The 22,774-nt window shown below is 71.0% G+C and carries 15 protein-coding genes and 1 pseudogene; 7 read left to right on the top strand and 9 right to left on the bottom strand.

Going from position 1 to position 22,774, the window contains the following annotated elements:
- Nucleotides 1-14 precede the first annotated feature (14 nt).
- Nucleotides 15-980, bottom strand: a complete 966-nt coding sequence (locus JNW98_RS11390) for a helix-turn-helix transcriptional regulator (RefSeq protein WP_223768052.1) — start codon at nt 978-980, stop codon at nt 15-17.
- A gap of 96 nt (nt 981-1,076) precedes the next feature.
- Here JNW98_RS11390 and JNW98_RS11395 point away from each other — a divergent pair, with 96 nt between their 5' ends.
- Together JNW98_RS11395 and JNW98_RS11400 are read left to right on the top strand one after the other, a co-directional pair.
- The gene (locus JNW98_RS11395; RefSeq protein ID WP_223768031.1) at nt 1,077-1,442 is read left to right on the top strand and encodes a VOC family protein; all 366 of its coding nucleotides are present in this window, start codon (nt 1,077-1,079) and stop codon (nt 1,440-1,442) included.
- Nucleotides 1,443-2,040: 598 nt separating this feature from the next.
- Entirely contained in the window at nt 2,041-2,433 is a 393-nt protein-coding gene (locus JNW98_RS11400) for a hypothetical protein (protein ID WP_223768032.1), read from the top strand.
- 62 nt (nt 2,434-2,495) lie between these two features.
- Here the strand turns inward: JNW98_RS11400 and JNW98_RS11405 are convergent, their stop codons facing one another.
- The 5 genes from JNW98_RS11405 to JNW98_RS11425 form a co-directional block, all read right to left on the bottom strand.
- Nucleotides 2,496-2,861 (bottom strand): hypothetical protein, encoded by a 366-nt coding sequence (locus JNW98_RS11405; RefSeq protein ID WP_223768033.1) that lies wholly within the window; start codon nt 2,859-2,861, stop codon nt 2,496-2,498.
- A gap of 507 nt (nt 2,862-3,368) precedes the next feature.
- A complete protein-coding gene (locus JNW98_RS11410; RefSeq protein WP_223768034.1) occupies nt 3,369-3,899 on the bottom strand; it encodes a hypothetical protein in 531 nt (176 codons plus the stop codon).
- A 227-nt stretch (nt 3,900-4,126) separates the two neighbouring features.
- Nucleotides 4,127-4,351 carry a hypothetical protein gene (locus JNW98_RS11415; RefSeq protein ID WP_223768035.1) on the bottom strand — a complete coding sequence of 75 codons (225 nt, stop codon included), beginning with the start codon at nt 4,349-4,351 and terminating at the stop codon, nt 4,127-4,129.
- Between the two features lie 69 nt (nt 4,352-4,420).
- Nucleotides 4,421-4,687 carry a hypothetical protein gene (locus tag JNW98_RS11420; RefSeq protein WP_223768036.1) on the bottom strand — a complete coding sequence of 89 codons (267 nt, stop codon included), beginning with the start codon at nt 4,685-4,687 and terminating at the stop codon, nt 4,421-4,423.
- A gap of 200 nt (nt 4,688-4,887) precedes the next feature.
- Nucleotides 4,888-5,667, bottom strand: coding sequence for a hypothetical protein (locus JNW98_RS11425; protein ID WP_223768037.1), 780 nt, complete (start codon nt 5,665-5,667; stop codon nt 4,888-4,890).
- 328 nt (nt 5,668-5,995) lie between these two features.
- Between JNW98_RS11425 and JNW98_RS37020 the strand changes: the two are divergent.
- Both JNW98_RS37020 and JNW98_RS11440 read left to right on the top strand, forming a co-directional pair.
- A pseudogene (locus JNW98_RS37020) lies at nt 5,996-7,059 on the top strand (IS630 family transposase).
- A 1,066-nt stretch (nt 7,060-8,125) separates the two neighbouring features.
- A complete protein-coding gene (locus JNW98_RS11440; protein ID WP_223768055.1) occupies nt 8,126-9,217 on the top strand; it encodes a hypothetical protein in 1,092 nt (363 codons plus the stop codon).
- A 101-nt stretch (nt 9,218-9,318) separates the two neighbouring features.
- Here JNW98_RS11440 and JNW98_RS11445 read toward each other — a convergent pair whose 3' ends face one another.
- The gene (locus JNW98_RS11445) at nt 9,319-9,555 is read right to left on the bottom strand and encodes a DUF5988 family protein (RefSeq protein WP_223768039.1); all 237 of its coding nucleotides are present in this window, start codon (nt 9,553-9,555) and stop codon (nt 9,319-9,321) included.
- A gap of 645 nt (nt 9,556-10,200) precedes the next feature.
- Between JNW98_RS11445 and JNW98_RS11450 the strand changes: the two genes are divergently transcribed.
- The 3 genes from JNW98_RS11450 to JNW98_RS11460 all read left to right on the top strand — a co-directional run bounded on the left by JNW98_RS11450 (nt 10,201) and on the right by JNW98_RS11460 (nt 18,470).
- Nucleotides 10,201-10,455, top strand: coding sequence for a hypothetical protein (locus JNW98_RS11450; protein WP_223768040.1), 255 nt, complete (start codon nt 10,201-10,203; stop codon nt 10,453-10,455).
- Between the two features lie 167 nt (nt 10,456-10,622).
- Entirely contained in the window at nt 10,623-11,939 is a 1,317-nt protein-coding gene (locus tag JNW98_RS11455; RefSeq protein ID WP_223768041.1) for an ABC1 kinase family protein, read from the top strand.
- 144 nt (nt 11,940-12,083) lie between these two features.
- Entirely contained in the window at nt 12,084-18,470 is a 6,387-nt protein-coding gene (locus JNW98_RS11460) for a type I polyketide synthase (protein WP_263420646.1), read from the top strand.
- A gap of 516 nt (nt 18,471-18,986) precedes the next feature.
- Here the strand turns inward: JNW98_RS11460 and JNW98_RS11470 are convergent.
- Both JNW98_RS11470 and JNW98_RS11475 read right to left on the bottom strand, forming a co-directional pair.
- Nucleotides 18,987-19,898 (bottom strand): barstar family protein, encoded by a 912-nt coding sequence (locus JNW98_RS11470; protein WP_223768042.1) that lies wholly within the window; start codon nt 19,896-19,898, stop codon nt 18,987-18,989.
- Between the two features lie 49 nt (nt 19,899-19,947).
- Nucleotides 19,948-22,773: a helix-turn-helix transcriptional regulator gene (locus JNW98_RS11475; RefSeq protein ID WP_223768043.1), complete on the bottom strand. Its 2,826-nt coding sequence runs from the start codon at nt 22,771-22,773 to the stop codon at nt 19,948-19,950.
- Between the last annotated feature and the right edge of the window lies 1 nt (nt 22,774).

Raw genomic sequence — 22,774 nt, forward strand, 5'->3', positions numbered from 1 at the left:
GACCTGACCGGCAATCACGATACGGGGGTTGAGTGCCTGTCAGCCAGGTCCCTGGCAAGCTGACTGATGCGTGCGCGGGCCGCCTCAGGGGCGAGCACCTCGATGTGGTCACCGAACTGAAGAAGCTGACGCACCGACTCGATGTCGGGGTAGCGCACGACGACGACGCACGAGCCCTTTTCCGCGTCGGAGACATGGTGGATGCGGGTGCCGAGGATGCGCCGCGCCAGGTCGAGGCCCCTTTCCGGCAGGCGGATGGTCACGCTCACGCGATCTCGCTCCTCAGTGCGTTTCTTCAACACGGCCCATCTGGTGCGGAGGGTTTCGCCTGGTTGGAGCACGGCTGGTGCGTCTAGCTGTTCGAAGGCCGACAGGCGTTCCAGAGCGAGCAGCCGGCTGTCGCCCTGGTCATCGGCGACGAGATACCAGCGGCCTGATTTCGCCACGATCCCGTACGGGTCGACCACCCGTGTCGAGGCCTGGCTCTCGGCGCTGCGCCGGTACAGGATTCGAAGGCGTCGCCGGTGTCGCAGGGTCGAGGCCAGATCCGCTACTTCGACCGCTGCCTCGGGGGCGGCAAACCACGCGGTGCTGTCGACAAGTACAAGGTCAGCCAGCCGCAGCGGGCTCGGCGACTCAGGTGCTGCTGCCTGGCGGGCGGCGATCTTGCGCTCGGCCGACTCCCACGCCGCAGTTAGGCCCATTCGCTCACGTAATGCGCTGTCCAAGCCGGCCACGGATAGGGCCTCCAGTTCTGGTGGTTCCAGATGGGATGCGCTGAGCCGTGCACTGGGGAGCAGGACGATCCCGCCGTTCCGCCCACGTTCGGCATAAACGGGCACGCCCGCTGTCGATAGCGCCTCGACGTCCCGCAGCACAGTCCGCCGGGACACCTCAAGACGCGCGGCGAGCTCCGTGGTAGTGAGCCGCTGACGGGTCTGCAGGATGAGCAGGAGATGCAGGAGCCTTGAAGCCTTCATGCTCACCCATGTTCTCAGAAAAGGTGACAGGTTCCGTCGCGATTGCGCGATCCACTGGGTGCTGGACCGAGCAATCAACGAGTTGAGGAGCACTCCATGCCCGCACCGAACCTGTTCTTGATCGGCGTCCGCGACGCCGAGGCCGCCACCGCCTTCTACAGCGACCTGTTCGAGATCGAACCGACCTTCACCAGTCCCCACTACGTAGCCTTCGAAGCTGCCCCCGGTGTCCTGTTCGCACTGTGGACGGGCTACAGCGAGCACGCGGTCCCAGGCCTCCCCCGTACGACAGAGATCGGACTCATGGTGCCGGGGCCATCGCAGGCGATTGACGAGATCTTCACGAGGTGGGCCTCGAAGGGGGCCCACGTTGTGCAGGAGCCGCATGATGCTGTCTTCGGCCGCACGTTCGTGATTACGGACCCTGACGGCAACCTCATCCGAGTCTCCCCGGTCGACTGACCTGCATTATCCCTCCTCGCATGTCTCCAAGCTGAAGGGCCGGCCACACACCATGGCCGGCCCTTCAGCCTGTCCAGGAGCTCAGAAATGTCGCATTCGAACGCGGCCCCCACCCCGCGCCACCGGCTGAAATCCGCTCTCGTCGCTGACGACGGCTGGCCAATCAGCGAAATCGCGAGGAGTGGACGGTCCTCGCCCGTCGTCCCACCTGGCCCGTGCACTGACCGCGCGGTACGGGCCCGGCCCCATCGTCTCCCACACCCCAGGGCCCGTCGACGGAACCCCCGCCGGGCGCGGCTCGCCCTGGACATCGCCGAGGCCGTGCGCACCTGTCACTGCGACGGCTGCATCAACAGGGACGGGGCGGATATCACGAGCGCCTCCGCCGGTACGTCCAACGGCGAACTCCCGGGCCGGCGGTGACGTCATCGGCAGGTCACACTGCCGGATCCACCTCGCGGGGGGGGGAACATGGCCTGTCGTCTGGGCCCCTGAGCGGTCGCGCCAGCCGAGGTCGCTGAGCAACTCGTCGCTCGCCGCGCACTGAGGCCTGAGGCGGATTCACCACCTGAGCGATCAGGTTCGAGAGAGCATTCGCGTGCGAAGGCCCGATGCCGTTACCGGATACGGCCGCGAGAGAATCAGGCTCATAGGGATTGACCTGCAGTTGCACAACAGCCGCCCACACTGGCCCAGCCGGCGCTCGAAGCGCAAGCCGACGCTGATCCGCCAGTCCGGCGAGTACGGGGAAGCATTGGCTCAGCTGATCGCCCGGCTTCCCACCAACACCTCGGGAAGGCTCTGGACGGTCGACCCCTATAACGACACCGTCTTCAACGAACAAGAGGCTGAAGCCGCGCTCCGCGAGATCCCGGACCTCCTGGACCGCTGCACTGACGACATCCAGGCCAATGCGGTCCGCGACCTAGCGACCTATCTGCAGGACTGTGCCATCACTCCCGGCAGCTACCGGGTCTTCGACGGATACTAGACAGACCAGCGGCAGCTGCAGGAACACGCTCAGCGGGCGATCGGCTACTCGGCCGACGGCACCTACGGGTGTGTGTCGCCCGGGGTGTGCGCCGACGTTCGACCCGGGTTGGGGTTCAACTGCAGCCAGGCGTCCAAGGCAGCCCGTAGCTTGATCACCTCGCCGTGGTCGAGCGCGTCGCCGGCCGCCCCCACATGCAGCCGGACGGTCTCGGCTGTAATGCGGTAGCCGACCGGCCGCCGCGGCGATGAGGTGATCGTCTCTCCCTGGGCCAGAAGCCGGGCGTAGCCCATGGAGATCGGGGGCTTCCGTGGCTGCGCGGGGGCAGCTCGCTGGCGGGGCACGGTCCGCCGTCGTGCCGGAAGCCCGACGGTCGTGTAGAAGTCGAAGATCGCCTGTTCCAGCTCCTTCGGGCTGCCGAGAGGCATGCCGACGAACTCGTCGAGTAGCCGTGGGTCCGGTTTGGGGGCGTTAGGGCCGTAGGGGTGCGGGTGCAGAACGGGTTCGTCCCTCTCCAAACGCACGCAGGACGGAGGGATAAGAACCCGGTTGTATCCGCGGCGCAGACGGTCGGCGTGCTCAGTCCTAAAGGCGGCGACCTGCGTGTGAACCGGGTACTCACCATGGGAGACGCGCGGGGGCCGAACGCGCCCGCGTTGCCCGTGCAGTCCCTCGGCCAAGTGCAGCCGGCCGGACTGTGTCACGATCACGGTGGCCTGGCGCGTCCCAGTGCCCAGCCGGAAACCCACTACGACAGTTGCCATGTGCCCACCCACCACTTCTCAGCATGTGTGCGGGAGACGCTAGCCGAGCCGGGCAGGGATGCGCAGCGGTGCACAGGACGCCTACGCCACTGCGCTACCGCGGATAGGACGGCGCTGAGGGGTCTCGCAGCCATACCCGTCGCGACGGGTCCTTGCCGGGTGCTGGAGAGATCAGTGCGCCAATCTCAAGAGGGTGGCAAAGGCCGGCCTGGCGAAACCGGCAGGGAACAGTTGCAGGACGGTGGCCCGGTCCGGTGCTGTGATGACGTAGTACCGGGCCAGGTAGGAAAGGCCGCCCCAGCCTTCTCGGGCATGGGCGCGCATCAGGACACGGCCAGACCTCGTGCAGGCGATCCACGGAACGAGGACGAGACCGGCCAAGTCCTGTCCGTCCTCCCCTGCTGCCTCCGGGACGGTGCTTCCGTCACCTTCGATCAGCCGCACCAGGCGGGGAGTGCCGTCGTCCTGGCACTGGAGAAGCTGGCGTGTGAGGGCCTCCCTCTCGCCCCAGGTCTCCGCGAGCACGGAGATTTGGGCCTTGACCGTCTGGCTGATCGGCACCTGGTGACCGAGGATGCCCGAGACGAGCAGGCCAAGCCCCGCCTCCTGCTCGCCGATGGCCCAGCAGTCCTCGACTTCCTGGGCTTCGGTCTCCGGCAGCAGGCCGGCGAGCCGGTTCCAGGTGACGGTGTCGTCGGTCATCCGGCAGAGGCTACCGGCTGACGCCGCCACCGCCCTTCGCTCTGCTCATCGTGCTCTGTCTCACCCGGCCCGCCGGCCATCTCGGGAGGCCGGTCCGGCCACCCCCGTCTCTGCAGAGGGCCGCGGCCAGTTTGGCAAGCTCGGCGCCCACGCTGCCCCACGCTGTGTGGTCGGGGGAAGGGCACCATCCTCAACGCCCTGGCGCATGCTGCTGTCAGTTGTGGCGGTCACAAGGCCGTCGACATGCCCGAGGAACAGATTGGGGAGGCGTGCAGCGTCCCGTGCGCTGTACGGGCGAGCGGCCGAGCTGTGAGCGGCTGCTGCTGTGCCTGGTTGTTGTCGGGTTGGTCCGCTGCGAGTGGGGTGTGCAGGATCATCCTCAGCAGGGTGAGGATGTGCAGGAACGCGGCGAAGATCAGCAGGGTGGCCAGCGTGTCGTTGGCCTCGGACACGGTCCCCCTTCTCAGTCGAGGCGGCGCGTTGGTACGCCGTCGTCGTGGGGACTTCTGCGGGGCGGCGGGTTAGCCCCGCGACTGCTCGGGTGGTGTCGCCTCAGCGGGTCGGGACGTGGCCGTGCAAGAGGACCTCCCCGGAGCGGCCCGCAGGGTGTCCAGGGCTGCTTTGTGCCAGGCCAAGGACAGCTGCACCGGCTCCTCGGGCACCATCACGGTGGCGGTACCGGTCAGCGTCAGGGCGTGGAAGCAGCCGCCGACCACGTGGACGGAAGCGGTCACCACGAGCATCGACAAACAACACCAGGCGAAGCCGCAGTCCAGCACGTTGCTCACGATGTCGCTGTAAACATCTGCGCACGTCGCCCGCATCGACCCGGCCGGCATCGGACCGGACCCGCCCTTCGGCACCCGCCTTGGCGCTCAGGCGCCGGTGTGAGGCGGGCGACTGCGGACGGGCAGCCGCGAGGTGGAGCTGGGTGAGGTGGCGGCGGTGTACTACCGCCGCCCCGTCGGAGGCGGGCGGGTCGCGGCGTCTATCCCACCGGCACCCGCATCTCGCTGCGCGCCACCGCAGCCTTCCGCGCGAGGACATCAAGGGACACCGGTTCAGCGGCATCGGCGATGGTCACGACGGCGACGGTGCTGTGATCGCTCCACCCACATGCTCCTACGGGGTTCTGCCGGAAAGTGAAGACCTCGCAGCTGACGGGCTCGTCGACGCCCGGCACGGCCACCGGGTGGGGCTGGGTGGTCACTTCGACGCCGTCGTGCTCGGTCAGGCCCTTGAACATCTGCTCCAGCGCGTATTTGGGGTCGGAGACCTCGCCGTAGATTCCGCTGGCGACCAGCGTGCCCTGCTCGCCGGACGTGGCCTTGTACTGTCCGCCCGCACCACGCATGTTGTGTCCGCTGGCACCGTCGCGCTGCCCGGCCAGACCGTCGTCCATCATCTGCGTGATGTCCTTGGACAGCGTGTACTGGCCATCGATCAGGGTGGGCGGCACGGTGAGCCGGTATCGCTGCCGAGAGGAGCCGGACTTGTGCGGCGAACCGCCGGCGTTGTCGGCAGACGACGCGGACGACGATGCCGTGTCCTTGCTGTCGTGACCGCCGGCCACGGAGACGACGACAGCTCCGAGCGCGACGACGCCCACCAGAGCACCTGCGATAATGCCCACTATCGCCCCGGGCCCCAGCGTCTTGCCCGGACCCGGCGTCGCCGGCACACCCCTCCCGGTCACCTGCGGCTGCTGCGGGTAGTGCTGAACCTGGGGCGGGGGGCCGTAAGGCGGCTGCGTGGGCTGGTGGTTCATCGGCTGCTCCTTCTGATTCGGTGTATGCATCACGCACCGTAGGCCACGTCAGTTCCACCGGCGTACCGACTTTCGCCATACATCGGACTGATCGCAGCGCTCAAACCGCTACGCACCTGGACGCGCCCACAGCTGTGCTGTGGCCGGCCCGTCACTGAGCCAGAGCGCTTCCATCAACTGTCCTGCGGTCATGGGGAAGGACATTAACCGGGTGCACTGACAAGCGGCCGGCTGCTCCGGGAGGAAGAGCCACTGGCATGCTCTACTGACTTTGTCGGTGTGTTGTCGTGGGGCTGACGAGTGGTGATCGTCGCGGTATGCCGTGGACATGAGGTATCCGCAGGGTGGTGGACTGACCGATGAGCGGCGGGTGTTCCGTGAGCGGATCCGCCTGGAAGCGGCGGAGCTGTTCGGCCAGGGGTTGTCCAGTGCTGTGATCGCCAGGCGGTTACGGGTGAGTGTGCGCTCGGTGCAACGGTGGTGGAAGACATACAACGCCGGCGGGCGGCAGGCACTGCGTTCGCGGGGGCCCGCGTCCCTGCCCAAGCTGAGTGACAGGCTGTTCGCGGCTCTGGAAGAGGAGCTGGACAAAGGAGCGGTCGCGCACGGCTGACCGGACCAGCGGTGGACTCTGTCACGGATCAGGACGCTGATCGGCCGCCGGTTCCACAAGACCATGACACTCTCCGGCATCGCGAAGATGCTGCACCGGCACGGCTGGAGTCATCAGGTCCCCGCCCGGCGCGCGCTGGAGCGGGACGAGGCGGCGGTGGCCGGGTGGGTGAAGGAGACGTGGCCGCTGGTGGAAGCACCGCGGCGGCGCTCGGGGCCTACGTCGTGTTCAAGGACGAAGCGGGCTTCTTGATGACGCCGCCGACCAGCCGCACGTGGGCCCGGCGTGGCCGGACCCCGGTCATCAGGGTCCGGGGAGGTTCACGCGGCCGGATCTCGGTGGCCGCCCTGTGCTGTTACAGACCGGGCGAACGCTCCCGTCTCATCTACCGGCCTGTGGTCCATACACGTCACCTGACGCCCAAAGGACGTCGCAGTTTCGCCTGGACCGACTACCGCGACCTGCTCTTGGCCGCCCACCGGCAGCTCGGGGCCCCGATCGTGCTCGTCTGGGACAATCTGAACACCCACCGCACGGCCGGCATGCGCGACTTCATCGCCTCGCACGACTGGATCACAGCCTTCCACCTGCCGTCGTATGCACTCGACCTCAACCCCGTCGAGGGCATCTGGTCCCTCCTGCGGCGCAGCAGCCAGGCCGACACCGCCTTCACCAGTGCCGGCCAGCTCCTTCGAGCCCTACGTCGCGGCCTCCGTGAGATCCAGTACCGCAGCCACCTCATCGACGGATGCCTCGCCGCAACCGGGCTCCACACCTGACGACACCACGCCTACAAGCTCAGTAAGTGCCGTGTGACGCCTCCCCGCCCCTGCCTCCCTCTCCCCGGTTCCCGCCCCCCGGTGGTGATGACGAGTTCGCTGCCCGGTGTCACAGCCACCTTGCACACGGTGTGACCGCCGCCTCCCCCGCCGCCGCCACCCCCACCGCCTCCATCCCCCGTGCCGAGGGAACGACCGGCCGCTCCCCCACCGCCCCCCTCCGCCTCCGCCCCCACCGGCGCCCCACAGAGAGACCGTCATCGAGTTCACTCCCTGGGGAACAGTGAACGGGTACCTGCCCCAGCGGGAGTACGTGACCGAGCCGCTGCCGGCTGCCGTTACGGGTGCGGCGGAGAAGGCGGAGGCGGCCAGGACGAGGGCCGTGGAACAGGCGATCCGTCTGACGGACGGTCGGAAAGTTCACGTGGTCATGAGTAGGTGATCCTCGTGGCGTGCCGGTGGCAAAGGTGTCCCGTGCGGGTGGAGTCCTCCGTGGCACCGACTGGCGTCCGAGCCGGAAGCTTCCTGGTTGAAGGGGCGGCGACAGTCCGGCTTCCGGCAGGTCGCCGCTCCCCATGGACAGGTCTCAAGGCCCACCCGCTTCCTAGGGTCTGCCGACGGGGTCGGTCAAACCGCCTGGTCCGCGGGTGCGGAGCAGCACCGGTCAGGCGTACGCCAACCGGCCGGATGTACGAGCGTGCCGCCGGTGCCACGCCCTGCCCATCGGAACGGAATCCGGCTCAAACCGGCCCTCCGTATACCGGGCGAGGGAAATCGGGCCAGGCGCTGTGCCCGTACAGCCGATCGCGGACGGTCTGCACCCGAAGGGGTGACCAGACCCATATCAGGCGCTCATCGCACCGATACGAGGGATCTGCCGTCTCCCTCCCTCCCGCCCCGGCGTTAGTGCCAGGTGAGCATGGGAGTAGTGGCCGTCCCCCCGCCCGGTCCCGCCGTTCCACTCGTGTGTCCGTCCGTACGCCAGACTCGTGCCTTTCAAGGAACGCGGCCCGGATGCCGTTCCCGCGTTATGCACCTCTGCAGTCAAGGATTCAAGGAGTCGCACATGAACGACCGCCCACCCGCCCCGGGCATCGGCGGGGGCCGCCGGTTCGCCCTCCGTGCCGCCTCCGTGTTCTTGGCCGCGGCGACACCGGTTCTCGGGTCGTCCCACATGCCGGAAGCGGCCGCCGCTCCGCACGGCCAGGTGGTGTTCGACGCACTGGGCCGGCACATGTGGCAGCCCCCGGAGGGCGTGACGCACGTGAAGGTTCACCTGTGGGGGCCCGGCGGAGGCGGCGGAGGCGGCGCGGGTGGAGGCGGAGGAGGCGGAGGCGAGGCCTACCAGTCGCTCAGCACGCACGACGCGGAAGGCGAGCCCGGCGGGGGCGGGGCGGGCGGTTCGGCGGGCAGCGGGGGCAGCAGTGGCTCCTTCGTGGGCTGCTCGGTCGACGTGACGCCTGGTCAGGCCTATTTCGTCTACCTGGGTCCGGGCGGCAGCGGGGGGCACGGTGGTGCCGGAGGCACCGGCGGCGCGGGTGGCACCGGCCACCACGGCGCGGACGGGAAGAACGGGGACACCGGCGACGCCGGCCACGACGGCACCCGAGGGGCGGGCACCGGCTTCGGCATCGAGCGCGGCGACTCGCCGAAGCTGCTGGCGGGAGCCGCCGGAGGCGCTCCCGGCCGGCACGGCCAGGGAGGCAACGGCGGTACCGGCGGCGGGCATCAGGAAGGCGGACACGCTCACCCCGGCGCACCCCGTTCCAGCGGTCCGGCCTCCCCGAGCGTCTGCCGGGGGACGACCGAGCGGTTGCTCGGCGCCCGCCCCGGCAGGGCAGGAGCCGCGGGCACCGAGGGCAAAGCGGACGGTGCCGGCGGTGTCGGTGGCTTCAACGGGCTCCGCTGCCAACGCGACGTCCGGTCCTGCAAGAGCTGGGGAGGCCGGCCGCCCCACCCCGTTCTCCCCGACGGGCGCGCGCTTCCCGCGGGCGTGGCCACCGGGGGCGACGGCGCTTCCGGCGGCGACGGGGGGAACGGCGCCCCGGGCGGCCAAGCCGGAGCCGGAGGGAACAGCAAGGGCCGGGAAGGGGAGGACGGGGTGGGTGGCGGAACGGGCACGGACGGCGCCGGCGGATACGCCGTGATCTCCTGGTAGCGCCACGACGTCCCGGCGCGCGACGGCCTGAGGGGTGGAGGGTGGCGGCCGCCCCGGCCAACGAGCTCTCCGAACGCCGGCGGCCACTTGGGCAAGCGCGTTCACTCCGCGACCGCGGTGCTGTACTGCCAGGAAGCCACCGGGGCGTCCTGCCGGTCGACACGTTCATGGGAGCCGGTGAAGCGGTAATGCTCGTTTCGGCCGCGGTGGGTGATGATCAGTCGTTCGTCGTCGACCAGGGCCGCGTCGCGCAGTGAGACGACTCGGGGAAGTGACGCCGGGCCACCGGTCAGAACGGCGCGCCCGGCGGGAACGAGGCGGATGGCTTCTTCTGTCATAGGCCCTCGCTTCGGCGGATGTGAAAGTGCCGGCCGACTGTCCGGAAGGTCGCACCTTTCATCACTTCCCGATCCGTCGCGCCGCATGGACCCTTCATGAAGCGCCAAATCCATAGGGAGGGCTTTCCGCGCCGTGGCGCCTTTATGGCCGCACCAGGAATACCTGTACCACCAGAGCGCCGCCGAGAAGCATGGCATGCCAACCGGAAGCAACATTCCGCTTCTGAAGCACAAGGTCGCAGGGAAATGCCACCACGCGCCCTCGCACGCGGTGGCCACGGCGGTCCGGAGTTCACCCACAGCGGAGACGGGGCGCCTTGCACCGTCGGACCGACCGAAGCGAACGGTGCAGGTGGAGCCTGCGGCGACGCGTCATGAAACGCGCGCCGGACTCCAATCCTACGGGCGGTTCATCCGATTACAGGGGCAAAGAGCGCGGATCGGTTCGTGTTTACGGATGACTTGTCCGCGCATATGGATGGAGTAGAGGTTCGCCGCATCGCGGCGCTGCACTTGAATCAAGCTTCCCTGTGGTTGATCGCGCCCAGCTCATGTCGTGGACCTCGGAAGAAAAACCGATGAACCGGGCGCCCTTTCGGGACGGCGTTCCTGCCGTCCTCTGTCGGCCCCGCGTGGTGACGAAGGGTGAAGATGATGAGCCGTAGCGGTGTGGACAGGTTCCTGGACGGCGTTGACGAGATCGGAAAGGGGATGCGGAAAGGCGCTCGCAAGGGACTCGGGAGCAAGAAGAAGCGCGGAAAGTCCAAGAACAGGAAACTGCAGAAGGAGAATGCCCGGCAAATCCGCGAACTCACCGCCCAGGTGAGTTCGTTGGCCGGCCTGGTCGCGCAGACGGAACGGGCCGCGGGTACGGCGCGACCGCCCTCGAAGCCGGCGTGAGCCTTCAGCCGCGGGCGGAGGAGGCGGCGGGACAAGGGCATCGGGGCCGCCGGGCGGCGGGAGCCGCCCTCCGGCTGGTCGCCGGCCAAGTCCGCGAAACCGTGAAGGACAAGGCCGGGAGGCGGTGTTCCGATCCGGCCCGCAGGCAGGAGGACCGAGCCCGGGATGTGCGTAGGACACTGGAAGACCTGGGCCCGTTGTACATCAAAGTCGGGCAGATCCTGGCCACCCGACCGGACTTGGTGCCGCTTTACCTGCGTGAAGAGCTGGCCCACCTCAACGACCAAGCCGTCGTCCGTCCGTTCTCGCACTTCGAACCGGTCCTGGAGCAAGAGCTGGGAACCGGCTGGCAGGATCGGTTCGCCCAGGTGCGCACCGAGCGGCCGCTGGGGGCGGCGTCCCTCGCCCAGGTGTACAAGGCGACGCTGACCGACGGGCGGCAGTGCGTACTGAAGGTGCGGCGGCCGGGTGCGGAGCAACTGGTTCACGGCGACATGCGGGTCCTGCGCACGGTGGCGGCCTTGATCGCACGAGCGGCGCCGCGGTTCGCGGAGGTCGTCGACGTCCGGGCCCTGCTGGACGCGCTCTTCGACGTCATGGGGGACGAACTCGACTTCACCCGCGAGGCGTCGAACATGAAGGCCGCGCGGAAACTGGCGAAGGACTACACGCGGATCCGCGTCCCCAAGGTCCTGCACGCGACCCCGCGCGTTCTGGTGCAGTCCTTCGCGGACGGGGTGCCAATCAACCGGGTCAAGAAGGAGGAGCTCGACCCCAAGGAAGCGAAGCGGATCGCCTGTCAGCTCATCGACTACATGTTCCGCTCCTACTTCGTCACCGGCCGTTTCCACGCGGACCCCCACCCCGGGAACATCATCATCAGCCCGGGCCGGCGGGCGTACTTGATCGACTGGGGCATGGTGGGCCGGCTCGATCGCAGTGCCAGCGTCGCGTTGCTGGGCGCTTTCCTCGGCATGGCCTGCAATGACGGTGAGCGGATGGCCCGGCAGTGGATCAAGCTGGGCACCAACACGCCCTGGAGCAACCCTGCCGGTCTCGTACAGGACCTGTCCCGGATCGTTCCGCGCTGGTCCGAGGCGTCCCTGGCCGAACTGAACTTCGGGGTGGCCCTGATGTCGCTGCTGCGCTACTCCACCCGTCGCGGTGTGCAGATCACCCCCATGACCAGCGTGCTCGGCAAATCCGTGGCCAACATCGAGGGTTCGGTGCGCTACATCTATCCCGAGCTGCGGCTCTCCCACGTGCTGCGGAAAGTCCTCCGCGGTGTCATGCGCGATCTCGTCGAAGAGGAACTCAGCACCGAGCGGCTCGCCCAACACCTGCTGGACGCCCAGTTCCTCGTCAAAAAATCAGCCCCTCAGGTACAGGCCGTCCTGGAGGACATGTCCGTCCGCCAGGCGACCGTCCAGGCACGTACCAATCTCGGCAATCCGATCCGGCCAGGGCGCTTCTGGCGCCGGTGATCCGGACTGCCGTCCCCGGCCGCCGGCGCCCGACAGCCCGCCGCGCACCCGCCACCGACAGGCCACCTGTCGGACGCGCTCTCCTGCCATCCGCGGCGCCCGCACAGCCCCGGCGGCCCCAGTACCCATCTTGGAGGTCACGCCATGACGTCGTCATCGTCCGGACGATCCATCGCCATCGTGGGTGCCGCGTGCCGCCTGCCGGGCGCGGTGAACTCGCTTGGCGGCCTGTGGAAGCTGCTGGCCCGGGAACACGACGCGATCCGGGCGGTACCGCCCGGCCGTTGGACCCCGGAAGACCTCGCCGAGCTCCCGGCGCCGGTGGTGGAGCGGATGACGCACGGCGGCTTCCTCGACGACGACGTCTACGCCTTCGACGCGACGTGGTTCGGGATGAGCGAGCAAGAGGCCCGGTTCACCGATCCGCAGCACCGGCTGCTGCTGGAGGTGGTGTGGGAGGCGCTCGAGCACGCCGGCATGCCCCCGCACGGGCTGGCCGGCACACGGGTGGCACAACTCTACGGCTGCTACGCCAAGGACTACCTGCTGCGCTCCTTCGGCGACATCGCCGATACCGATCCCTACGCGTTCCTCTCCGGCATCGACAGCATGACCACCGGGCGCGTCGCGTTCCTGCTGGACCTTCGGGGGCCCGGTGCCGCGGTGGAAGGGGCCTGCGCGTCGTCGGTCGTGGCGATCCACACGGCCTGCCAGGCCCTGCGGGCCGGTGAGGCCGACCTGGCGCTGGCCGGCGGCGCGCAGTTGTCCCTGTCGGCCCAGGCCATGGCCCCGTTCGCCCGCTGGGAACCCTATTCGCGGACGGGTCGGTCACGGCCCTTCGATGTGCGCGCCGACGGCTACGCGCGCTCCGAGGGGTGTGGGATCGTCGTCCTGAAGCGGCTGGAGGACGCCCGGCGCGACGGGGACCGCGTGCTGGCGGTGCTGCGGGGCTCGGCGGTCAACACCAGCGGCTCCCGGACGCGCTTCACCGCGACGTCCCGGACGGCCCAGGTGGAGGTGTACCGCGCGGCGCTGGAACGTTCCGGCGTCGATCCGGCGGACGTCGGCATGGTCGAGGCCCACGGCCCCGGCACCGCGGCGGGGGATCCGGTGGAGTTCGCGGCCGTCGCCGAGGTGTACGGCCGGGGCCGCGACCGCTGCGCCCTGGGCTCGGTGAAGTCCAACATCGGTCACTGCGAGGCCGCTTCGGGAGTCGCGGGGCTCCTGAAGGTGATCGGCGCGCTGCGGCACGGGGCGGTACCCGCCACCCTGCACTTCACCCGGTGGAACGACGCCATCGACCCGGCGGGCACACGGCTGTTCGTGCCGACCGCGATGACGAGGTGGCCGGTCACCGGCGGGGCCAGGCTGGCGGCGGTCTCCTCCTTCGGGGTCAGCGGCACCAACGGCCACCTCGTCGTCGAAGCCGCCCCGGAGCGCCCCCGCCGGCCGGCGCGCGCCGTGCCCTCCACGACCGGCCGCGACTCGACGCCGCCCGGCCCCTCGGTACGGGCCTTCTGCCTGTCCGGCCGCACCGAGGACGCGGTACGGGCCGGCGCCCGGCGGCTGGCCGACTGGCTGCGGGACGAGGGAGCACGGGAACCACTCCACGACGTGGCCCACACGCTGGCGGTACGGCGCTCGCACGCCGCGTACCGGGCCGCCGTGATCGCCAAGGACCGCCGGGAACTGGTGAGACGTCTGGGGGCGTTCCACGCCGGGAAGGACTCCGAGGTCACCCCGCACACGGCCGTCGTCCCGCAGGCGCCCGGGCCCGGCCCGGTGTGGGTGTTCCCCGGGCACGGCTCCCAGTGGGCGGGCATGTGCCGCGAGCTGCTGGACGGCGACGAGTCGTTCACCTCGGTGATCGACGAACTCGGGCCCCTGGTGCGCGCCGAGTCCGGTTTCCTGCTGCGCGACGTACTGACCGCACCCGAGACGGTACGGGGATTCGGCCGTGTCCAGCCCACGCTCTTCGCCGTCCAGCTGGGTCTTGCCGCCATGTGGCGGTCCTGGGGCGTCGAGCCGGCCGCGATCATCGGCTACTCCATGGGCGAGGTCGCGGCGGCCGTCGCGGCCGGGGCGCTGACCGTGGCGGACGGGGTACGGGTGATCTGCCGCCGTTCGCGCCGGGTCGCCACGACGGCGGGCCGGGGCCTCATGGCCTCGGTCGCCCTGGGGCACGCGGAGGTCGAGCGGCGCCTGGCGGAGGACGGCGCGGCGGGAGTGGAGGTGGCGGTGGTCACCGCGCCCAACGCCACCGTCGTCGGGGGCGACGCCGACGCCGTCCGGGCCCTGGTGGAGCGCTGGGACGCGCGAGGGGTCGCGATCCGCCTGGTGGCGGTGGACGCGGCGTCGCACACCGCGCACATGGCCCCGCTGCGGAACGATCTCCTGGAAGAACTGGGCGCGATCCGTCCGGCCCGGCCCCAAGTACCCTTCTACACCACGGCACTGGCAGACCCCCGTGCGCGGGCCGCTTTCGACGGCGGCTACTGGTTCACCAATCTCCGGAAGCCCGTACGGCTCGCCCAGGCCGTGCGCGCGGCCTTCGAGGACGGGTACCGGCTCTTCGTCGAGCTGGGCCCGCATCCCTTGCTCGCCGCGGCGATCCCCGCCTGCGCGGACGGCGCGGTCGCCGTCGTCCCGTCGCTGCTGCGGGACCACGACGACGCACGGACGTTCCTCACGCACGTGACCGCCTACCACGCCGCCGGCGGAGTGGTGGACTGGTCCCGGCACTACGGGGACGGCGAGCTGGTGGACGCCCCGCCGACCACCTGGGACCGCCGGCACCTGGAGGTACCCGCGCCGGCCCGCCCGGCGGCCGGCCGGCCCGACGGGCACCCGCTGACGGGCCCGCACCTGACGGACCCGGAAACCGACGGCCGGTCTCTGTGGCAGACCACCATCCTCCCCGAGCGCGTGCCCTGGCTGTCCGACCACGCCTTCAACGGGGTCCCCGTCCTGCCGACCACCGGCTGCGCGGAGATGTGCCTCCAGGCCGCCACCGAGTACTTCCGCGTGTCACCCCGGCAAGTCGCCGTCGACGACCTGCGGATCCACCGCGCGCTGGCGCTCGCCCGCCCGACGGCCGTGACCATGCACGCCACCTCGCTCGGCTCCGGCCGGTCCCGGTGGACGCTGGAGAGCGGGAACGCCTCCGACGGCCGCACCCGCCACGCGACCGCCCGGCTGCGCCTGCTCCCCGACGACCCGCCACCGGCCGGTCAGGCCGACCTGGAGGCGCTGCTACGCGCACGCCAAGAGGATCTCGACGCCGACGACTTCTACACCTGGGCACACGACCGGCTCGGCGTCGGCTACGGGCCCGCGTTCCGCCCCCTGCACTCGCTGAGGGCCGCCGGCGGACCGGCCGGGAGCGTCCTCGCCCACTTCGCACTACCCGACACCGCGCGCGCCGGCTCCCGGTCGATGCACTGCCACCCGGTCCTCCTCGACGGCGCCGGGCAGACGTTCGTGGCCGCCTGGCGGCAGGCGGCCGCGGTGGCCTCCGGAGGGCTCGTCGGAGAAGGGATCGGGCGTCTGCGCCTGTACGGTGACCTCCCGCCGAGCGGCTGGTACCACGCGGTCGTCGAGTCATCCGGCCCGCGCTCGGCCGTCGGCCGGGTGCGCGTCCTCGGCGAGGACGGCACCGTCGCCGCCGAACTGCACGGTGTGCGGGCGGCGAGCGTCCCCCTGCGTACGCCGGAAGAACTCTTCCAGTCCCGCCTGCTGGAGGTGGCCTGGAGCGAACAGGAGCCACCCACCCCGGCGGACGGGGAAGCGGGTGACTGGCTCCTGGTGCACACCGGTGACCGGCACCCCCTCGCCGGACCGCTGGCCGCGGCCCTGAAAGCCGCCGGGGCCAGGGCCACCGTCGTCCGGGACGGTGACGCCCCGACGCCGGCCGAGCTCCTCGCCGACGGCGAGCGCGGCCGGGCCGGCGTGGTCTTCCTGCCGGCCTCCACCGCGGACGGGGAGCCGCCGGAGCCGGTGCGGTCGGCCCGGCACCACACCACGAGGCTGCTGGAGCTGGCCCGCACGCTGGCCGCCCTGGAGACCGAACGACCGCTACGGCTCTGGGCGCTCACTCTCCAAGGGGAGGCCGTCCGGCAGGGGGAGGCACCCGACCTCGCCCAGGCCGGTCTGCGCGGCGCCCTGCGCACGCTCGGCCACGAGTACCCCCGCCTGTCCCCCTCGTTCCTGGACACCGACCCGCACACACCCCTCCGGCATCTCGCGCGCGAACTGCTGGCCTGTCCCGCGTCCGACGACCAGATCGCGTACCGGCACGGCCGCCGCCTCCGGGCCGCCGTGTCCCCGGCCCCCCTCACCCACGGCGACCGCCGCACCCGCACCGTCGACCACGGGCGCGACCGCGTCGACCTCGCCGTACGCACCGTCGGGGACATCGGCTCCCTGGAACTGCGCGCCGGCGACCGCAGGCCCCCGGGGCCAGGGGAAGTGGAAGTCCACGTCCACGCCAGCGGCCTCAACTACGCCAACGTTCTCGCGGCCACAGGGGTCTACCAGACGTTCCGCACCGCGGACGATCCCGCGATCAGGCTGGCCTTCGACTGCGCGGGCCTCGTCAGCGCGGTCGGGGACGGTGTCACGCACCTCGAGGCGGGAGACCGCGTCGCGCTCTGCGTCCCGACCACCTCGCCCTCCTTCTCCTCCTTCGTGACGCTGCCCGCCGACTGGCACGTCATCCCCGCGCCGGACTGCATGAGCACGACCGACGCCGCCACCCTGCCATTGGCCTACCTCACCGCCTGGCACGGCCTGCGCCTCCTGGCCCGGCTCCGGCCGGGAGAACGGGTACTGATCCACAGCGCCAGCGGTGGCACCGGTCTCGCCGCCGTCAACGTCGCCCGGCTGTGCGGCGCGCACGTCCTCGCCACCGCGGGAAGCCACGCCAAACGCGCATACCTGCGCGCCCTGGGCGTCGAGCACGTCATGGACTCCCGCACCGTGGACTTCGCCGACGAGATCCGCGACCTCACCGACGGCCAAGGCGTCGACGTCGTCCTGAACTCCCTGACCGGCCCGGCCTTGAGCGCAAGCCTGGAACTGCTCTCGCCCGGCGGCAGGTTCATCGAGATCGGCAAACGGGACGTCTACGACGGTACCCGTATCAGCCTGCTGGCCCTGCGCGGCAACATCTCCTTCCACGTCGTCGACGGCGGCCTCCTGGTCGCCGGGAGCGGCTTCGCCAAGGCCGCCGCCAAGCTCTCCAAAGCCCTCCGCCAGGGGCTGCTGCCCCCGCTGCCGGTCGTGACGTATCCCGTCGACGACGCCGAGACGGCCTACCGCACGATGGCGCAGGCCCGTCACGTCGCCAAACTCGCCCTCACCTGGCCCACCACGGGCACCACCACCCTCCCCGTCGCCCCCGAGGACGTCCCCGTCACCCGCCCCGACGGCGCCTACGTCATCAGCGGCGGCCTGGGCGGACTCGGGCTGCTCGCCGCCGACCGGCTCGCCCGGTCCGGCGCCGGCACCGTCGTCCTCGCCTCCCGCCACGCCCCCCGCCCCGACACCGCGCGCGCGATCGAGCGGCTGCGCGCCCTGGGCACCCGGGTCGAGGTGGTCCCCGCCGACATCGCCGCCCCGGAGACCGCCGGACGACTCGTCCAAGCGGCGACCGCCACGGGCCACGCGCTGCGGGGCGTGCTGCACGCTGCCGCCGTGATCGACGACGCCACGGTCGCCACCATCACCCCCGAACTCGTCGACCGCGTCTGGCGGCCCAAAGCGCTCGGCGCCTGGCACCTGCACCACGCCACCAAAGACCACTACCTCGACTGGTGGGTCGCCTACTCCTCCTCCGCCGCCACCCTCGGCAACGCGGGACAGGCCGCCTACTCCGCCGCCAACGCCTGGCTGGAGGAGTTCACCAGCTGGCGCCGCGCCCAAGGACTGCCCGCCACCTGCATCGCCTGGGGCCCCTGGGCGGAGGTCGGCGCGGGAACCGCCATGCGGGACCGCGGCTACGCCATGATCAGCCCCGAGGACGGCATGGACGCCCTCCACCGCCTCCTCACCCACGACCGGGCCCGCACCACCTACACACCCTCCGACGCCCACCACTGGCTCGCCGACCACCCCGCGGCCGACCGCCTCGCCTACTTCGCCGCCCTGCTCGACGACGCCCGGGCCTCCGCTGCCGGCACCCCCTCCCTCCTGGCGGCCCTCGCCGACCGCGCCACCGACGCCGAACGCCACCGGCTCCTCACCCAAGCCGTCCTCGACCACACCGCCGCCGTCCTGCACCGCGACCCCGGAAGCCTCACCGCCACCACCGCGTTCAACACCGTCGGCCTCGACTCCCTCATGGCCACCGGCCTGCGCGTCCGACTCGAAGCCGACACCGGCCTGCGCATCCCGCCCAGCGCCATGTGGGCACAGCCCAACCCCGCCGCCCTCGCCGACTACCTCCTCGAACACCTCGACGTCGAGCCCGTACACCACGACGGAGACAACCCGCGCCGCCATCCGGGACGATGCTCCACCGCACAGCCTTAGCGACCGAAGGTCCAGGGACCGCGATGCAGTGGGATCCCCATATCACCGGTTCGTGGGACGGGTGGTGTCCCTGAGCAGGGACGGGCGTTAGCGGGGTGGATGTGCGCCCGGCGGCGCGCCATCGAGGGGTCATCGAGGGGTCCGCGTCCGCTCCGGAAGGCTCCTCCATCAGAATCACCGGTGGGGACACCGGCCGGGGAGGCCACCCCATCCGGGCGGGCGGCGGGCTCAGTTACGCCGCCGTGCTGAGTGGCACGCCCGGAGCGGGCGACATCGTGCTGGGAGGCGGGTACAGCCACACCACGCGCCGCCCGTACGGCGGCCTCGTCGGCGGCAGCAGGCTCGATGCCGGGGCCGGCAACGACACCATCACTGCGTACATGCCCTTCGGGGTCGTCCACTGCGGTGCCGGAAACGACAGCTACACATACGTGGGACGGCGTGGCTTGCCCGACCACCGAACCTGCGGGCACATCAGCCGCGCCAGGTAGACGGTGATCGACTGGCCGTCCAGGATCAGCCTGCGCTCTGGCCCCATGGAGATGGTCCCCTGTCCGACGCGCGACGGCTGGCGTCCGACCATTCGTCACTGTTCCACATGACGGGCATGGCACCGACGGGTTCGAACCGGATCTGCGGGTCGTTGCTCTGGACGAGGCTGAACAGGCGGCGGCGAAGTACGGCCGCTTGACGGGCCTGGTCGGCGATGACATCCAGGACGATCTGCGCCGCCTTGGGGCAGGTCGTCGTAAACCTGTCGTAGTCGCTGAAGGCGAGGACCAGTCCGGCGTCTTCGGGAGCGTCGTCGTAGCCGCCGTAGCAGGCCACGTCGCCGAGGCAGTCGTCGAGCGCGTCCAGGTTGTGCCCGTAGTGGTCGGGGAAGTCCAGGGCTGCGGCCATGGCACGGTGCATGTCTCGCTCCGTGTTCCACTGGCCGGCTTCCAGGCGGATCACGCGGAAGCCGCGGTCTTCGAGACGCTCCGCCGCCTGTGTGAAAAGGCGCTTGCGCCAGAAGAGGGTGACGAAGGTGTTGTTCATGTACTCAATGCCGGGAAGCCGAGTCGTCGCGGTGGTCTGTTTCGCTTCGCTCCGGTAGGCATCGAGGAGACGGAAGAACTCTTCGACGGGGGTCGAGCCGTCCGGGGTGTGGCGCTCGATGTCGGCTGCCCAGCCGAGCGCGCTGCCGCCGCCAAGGTGTGTCCCGAGCCACTGGCTGAAGGCTCCGCCGGGCCAGAAGTCGCAGGGCTCGCCGATGGAGTGCACACCAAGGGCTACCTGGTAACCGATCAGCATGGACTGCAGATCGTGGAGTGAGCCGCCGGGCAGCCACATGCCGGGCCGGAGACGGATCTGGTCCAGGAAGTCGTACGCGTCCGCGCAGTCCTGCCAGTGCTTGACGGTGCGGCTCGGGAGGTCTTCGGTCGGCATGTTCCGACCCTACGGCGTGAACGGGTGCTGTCGCGGGCCGGATGGGCCTTCATTCCTGGTGGTCGGCCGACGCGAGGGCCCCGTCGATGAGGTCACGCAGCTGGGAGCGGGCGGTGATGCCCAGTTTGGGGAAGCTGCGGTAGAGGTGCGAGCTGACCGTGCGTGGGGAGAGGAAGAGCTTCTCGGCGATCTCGCGGTTGGTCAGTCCGCGCGCGGCGAGCCTGATGATCTGTTGTTGTTGCGGGGAGAGTGCGGCGAGCGCGTCGGGGGCCGTGTCCGTGACGTCGAGGCCGGCGGCGCGCGCTTCGGCCCGCGCGCGCTCGACCCACGGGCGGGCGCCCAGACGGCGGAAGGTCTCCAGGGCTTCGGTGAACGGCTCCCGCGCCTCTGCGATGCGCCGACGGCGCCGCAGCCACTCGGCGAAGTCGAGCAGGGTTTGCGCGCGTTCGAAAGGCCAGTGCTCAAGCACCGGGTCGGCCAGGGCCGCCCGGAAGTGCGGCTCGGCTTCCTCGGGGTCGGCCAGCAGGCCACGGGCTCGGCTGATCAGCGCGCGCAGGCGGGGTGAGGCGTCGGCCGCGAGCGCGCGTGCGCACCGTTCGACGATCGTGGCCGCGTCCTGGCGGCGGCCGCAGCGCACGGCGGCGGCGGCCAGATCCGCGAGGGCCGGGAAGGAGGCGTGGTAGTGCACGGGCGCGCCATCCGCCGTGAAAGCCAGGCGGAGTTGGTCGTAGGCGGTCTCGTACGCGCCGTCCGCGGCCGCCGCGGCGCCGAGCGCACGACGGGCGTAGACCGAGACCGAGCGGCTTTCCAGCGGATCGATCAGGGCGAGGGCCTCACCGGCCCGGGCGCGGGCCACCGTCGCGTCCCCCTGGTAGGCCAGCACGGTGGCGTCCACGGTGGCCGCACAGGCGGCGGCGTGGTCGAGGCCGGCCGCCCGGGCGACCGCGGTGGTGCGGGCGCAGGCCTGCCGGGCCTGGTCCCACCGTCCTCGTTCCGCATAGGCCCAGGCGACCGCGCCGCCCAGACCCTCCGGCAGCGCTCCCCGCACCTCCCAGCGGTCGAAGGCCCTGTCGAAGGCGCGGACCGCCCGCGGGGTCTCGTCCAGCAACCACGCCATGATCCCGACGGTGATGAGCTGTTCCGGCCGGGCCTCCGCCTCGGCGGCCAACCGCGGGAGCAGGGAGACGAACGCGCCCCTGCCGCCGAAGGGGTCCGTCACGGTCCTCACCCAGGTGCGCAGGCCCGCGGACGAGGCGTCCTCGGGAAGGCGTTCCAGAATGTCCTGGATGCGGTGGTGCTGGGTGTCGTCTCCGGAGTAGAAGCGGACCACGGCGGCGCCGGCCAGGAGGTCCAGCGCGGCGGCGGGCCGGGAGGCCGCCCATTCCTCGGCGGCGTCGGTCAGGCGGGAGAAGACCGGAGTGTGGCGCAGGGTCAGGATCGCCAGCCGGCCGGCCTGCACGGCGGCGGAGGCCAGCAGCGACGGGTCGTCCGTGCGCGCGCGGGCCGCGGCGGCCAGTTCCTCGACCCACGCGAGGTCACCGGTGAACACGGCCGCCGAAGCGGCTTCGACCAGCAGCCGGGCGCTGTCCTCGCGCCGCGGGGTCGCGAGCTCCGCCGCACGTTGGAGGGCCTCGGCCGCCGCCGCGTGGCCACCGCGGCGGCGGGCCCGGTCGGCGGTCCGCTCCAGCTCCGCCGCCACAGCCGCGTCCGGGCCCGGGCAGGCGGCGGCCAGATGCCAGGCACGCCGGTCCGGTTCGTCCCGCAGCAGCTCGGCGAGCGTGAGATGAGCCTCGCGGCGGGCGCCCGCGGACGCGGCGTGGTACACGGCGGACCGGATCAGCGGGTGGCGGAACCGGAGGTCCCGGCCGGTTCGCCGGACCAGGCCGGCCTGCTCGGCGGGCAGCCAGGTGGTGTCCTCGGCGTTCGGCAGCCCGGACGAGACGGCGATCGGGGAGTCGACGCGGTCCATGGCGGCCAGGAGCAGAAGGGCCCGCTTCGTGTCGGCGGGGAGGCCGTCGAGGCGGGCGGCGAAGATCAGCTCCAGGTGATCGGTGAGAGGGAGCGGACCCGCTGACGGCAGTCTTGTGGCCGCGCCCTGGGCGGTGGCCGCCCTCGCGAGTTCCACCAGTGCCAAGGGGTTGCCGCCCGCTTGGTCGAGGATGCGCGTCCTGGTGTGGCCGGTGGGACTCTTCGGCTGCCGGTCCAGCAGCCGGTTCGCCGCGGCGTCGTCGAGCGGTTCGAGGACGAGCGTGGGTGTGTGCCGGTCGAACCCCGCGAGGTGGTCGCCGTCACGGACCGCGATCAGCATCGTGACCGGTTCGCCTTCCAGCCGCCTGGCGGCGAAGGACAGTGCGTCCAGGGAAGCGCGGTCGCACCACTGCGCGTCGTCGAGCACCACGAGGACGGGCTGCCGGTCGCCCAGGGCTGAGAGCAGGCTCAGCACGGCGACCCCGATCAACAGCGGATCGGGTGACAGTGGATCGGGTGTGCTCGCGTGCCGGGGCGTGGCCGGTCCCGCGCCCAAGGCGTCCTGTATCGCGGTGCGCTGCCTCTCCGGCAGTTCGTCCACCTCCGCCCGCAGCGGACGCAGCAACTGGTGCAGGGCGGAGAACGCCAGCTTCGACTCCGACTCGCTGCCTTCGGCGCGCAGTACGCGAGCACCGCTCGCCTCGGCCCGGTGCGCCGCACGGTCCAGCAGGGCGCTCTTCCCCATGCCCATGCCACCGACGAGCTTCACCACCGGGTCGGCCGACGCCGACGCCGACTCCACCGCACCAAAGAGGCGTCCCAGCTCCGCGTCCCGGCCGACGAACGGCTCACCCGGATCCGGCTCCGGTCCCGTGACCGCGTCAAGGTCACCTGTGTGCTCGTCCACG

This window comes from Streptomyces huiliensis (genome assembly GCF_020037025.1).
In the GTDB taxonomy this organism is placed as follows: Bacteria; Actinomycetota; Actinomycetes; order Streptomycetales; family Streptomycetaceae; genus Streptomyces; species Streptomyces huiliensis.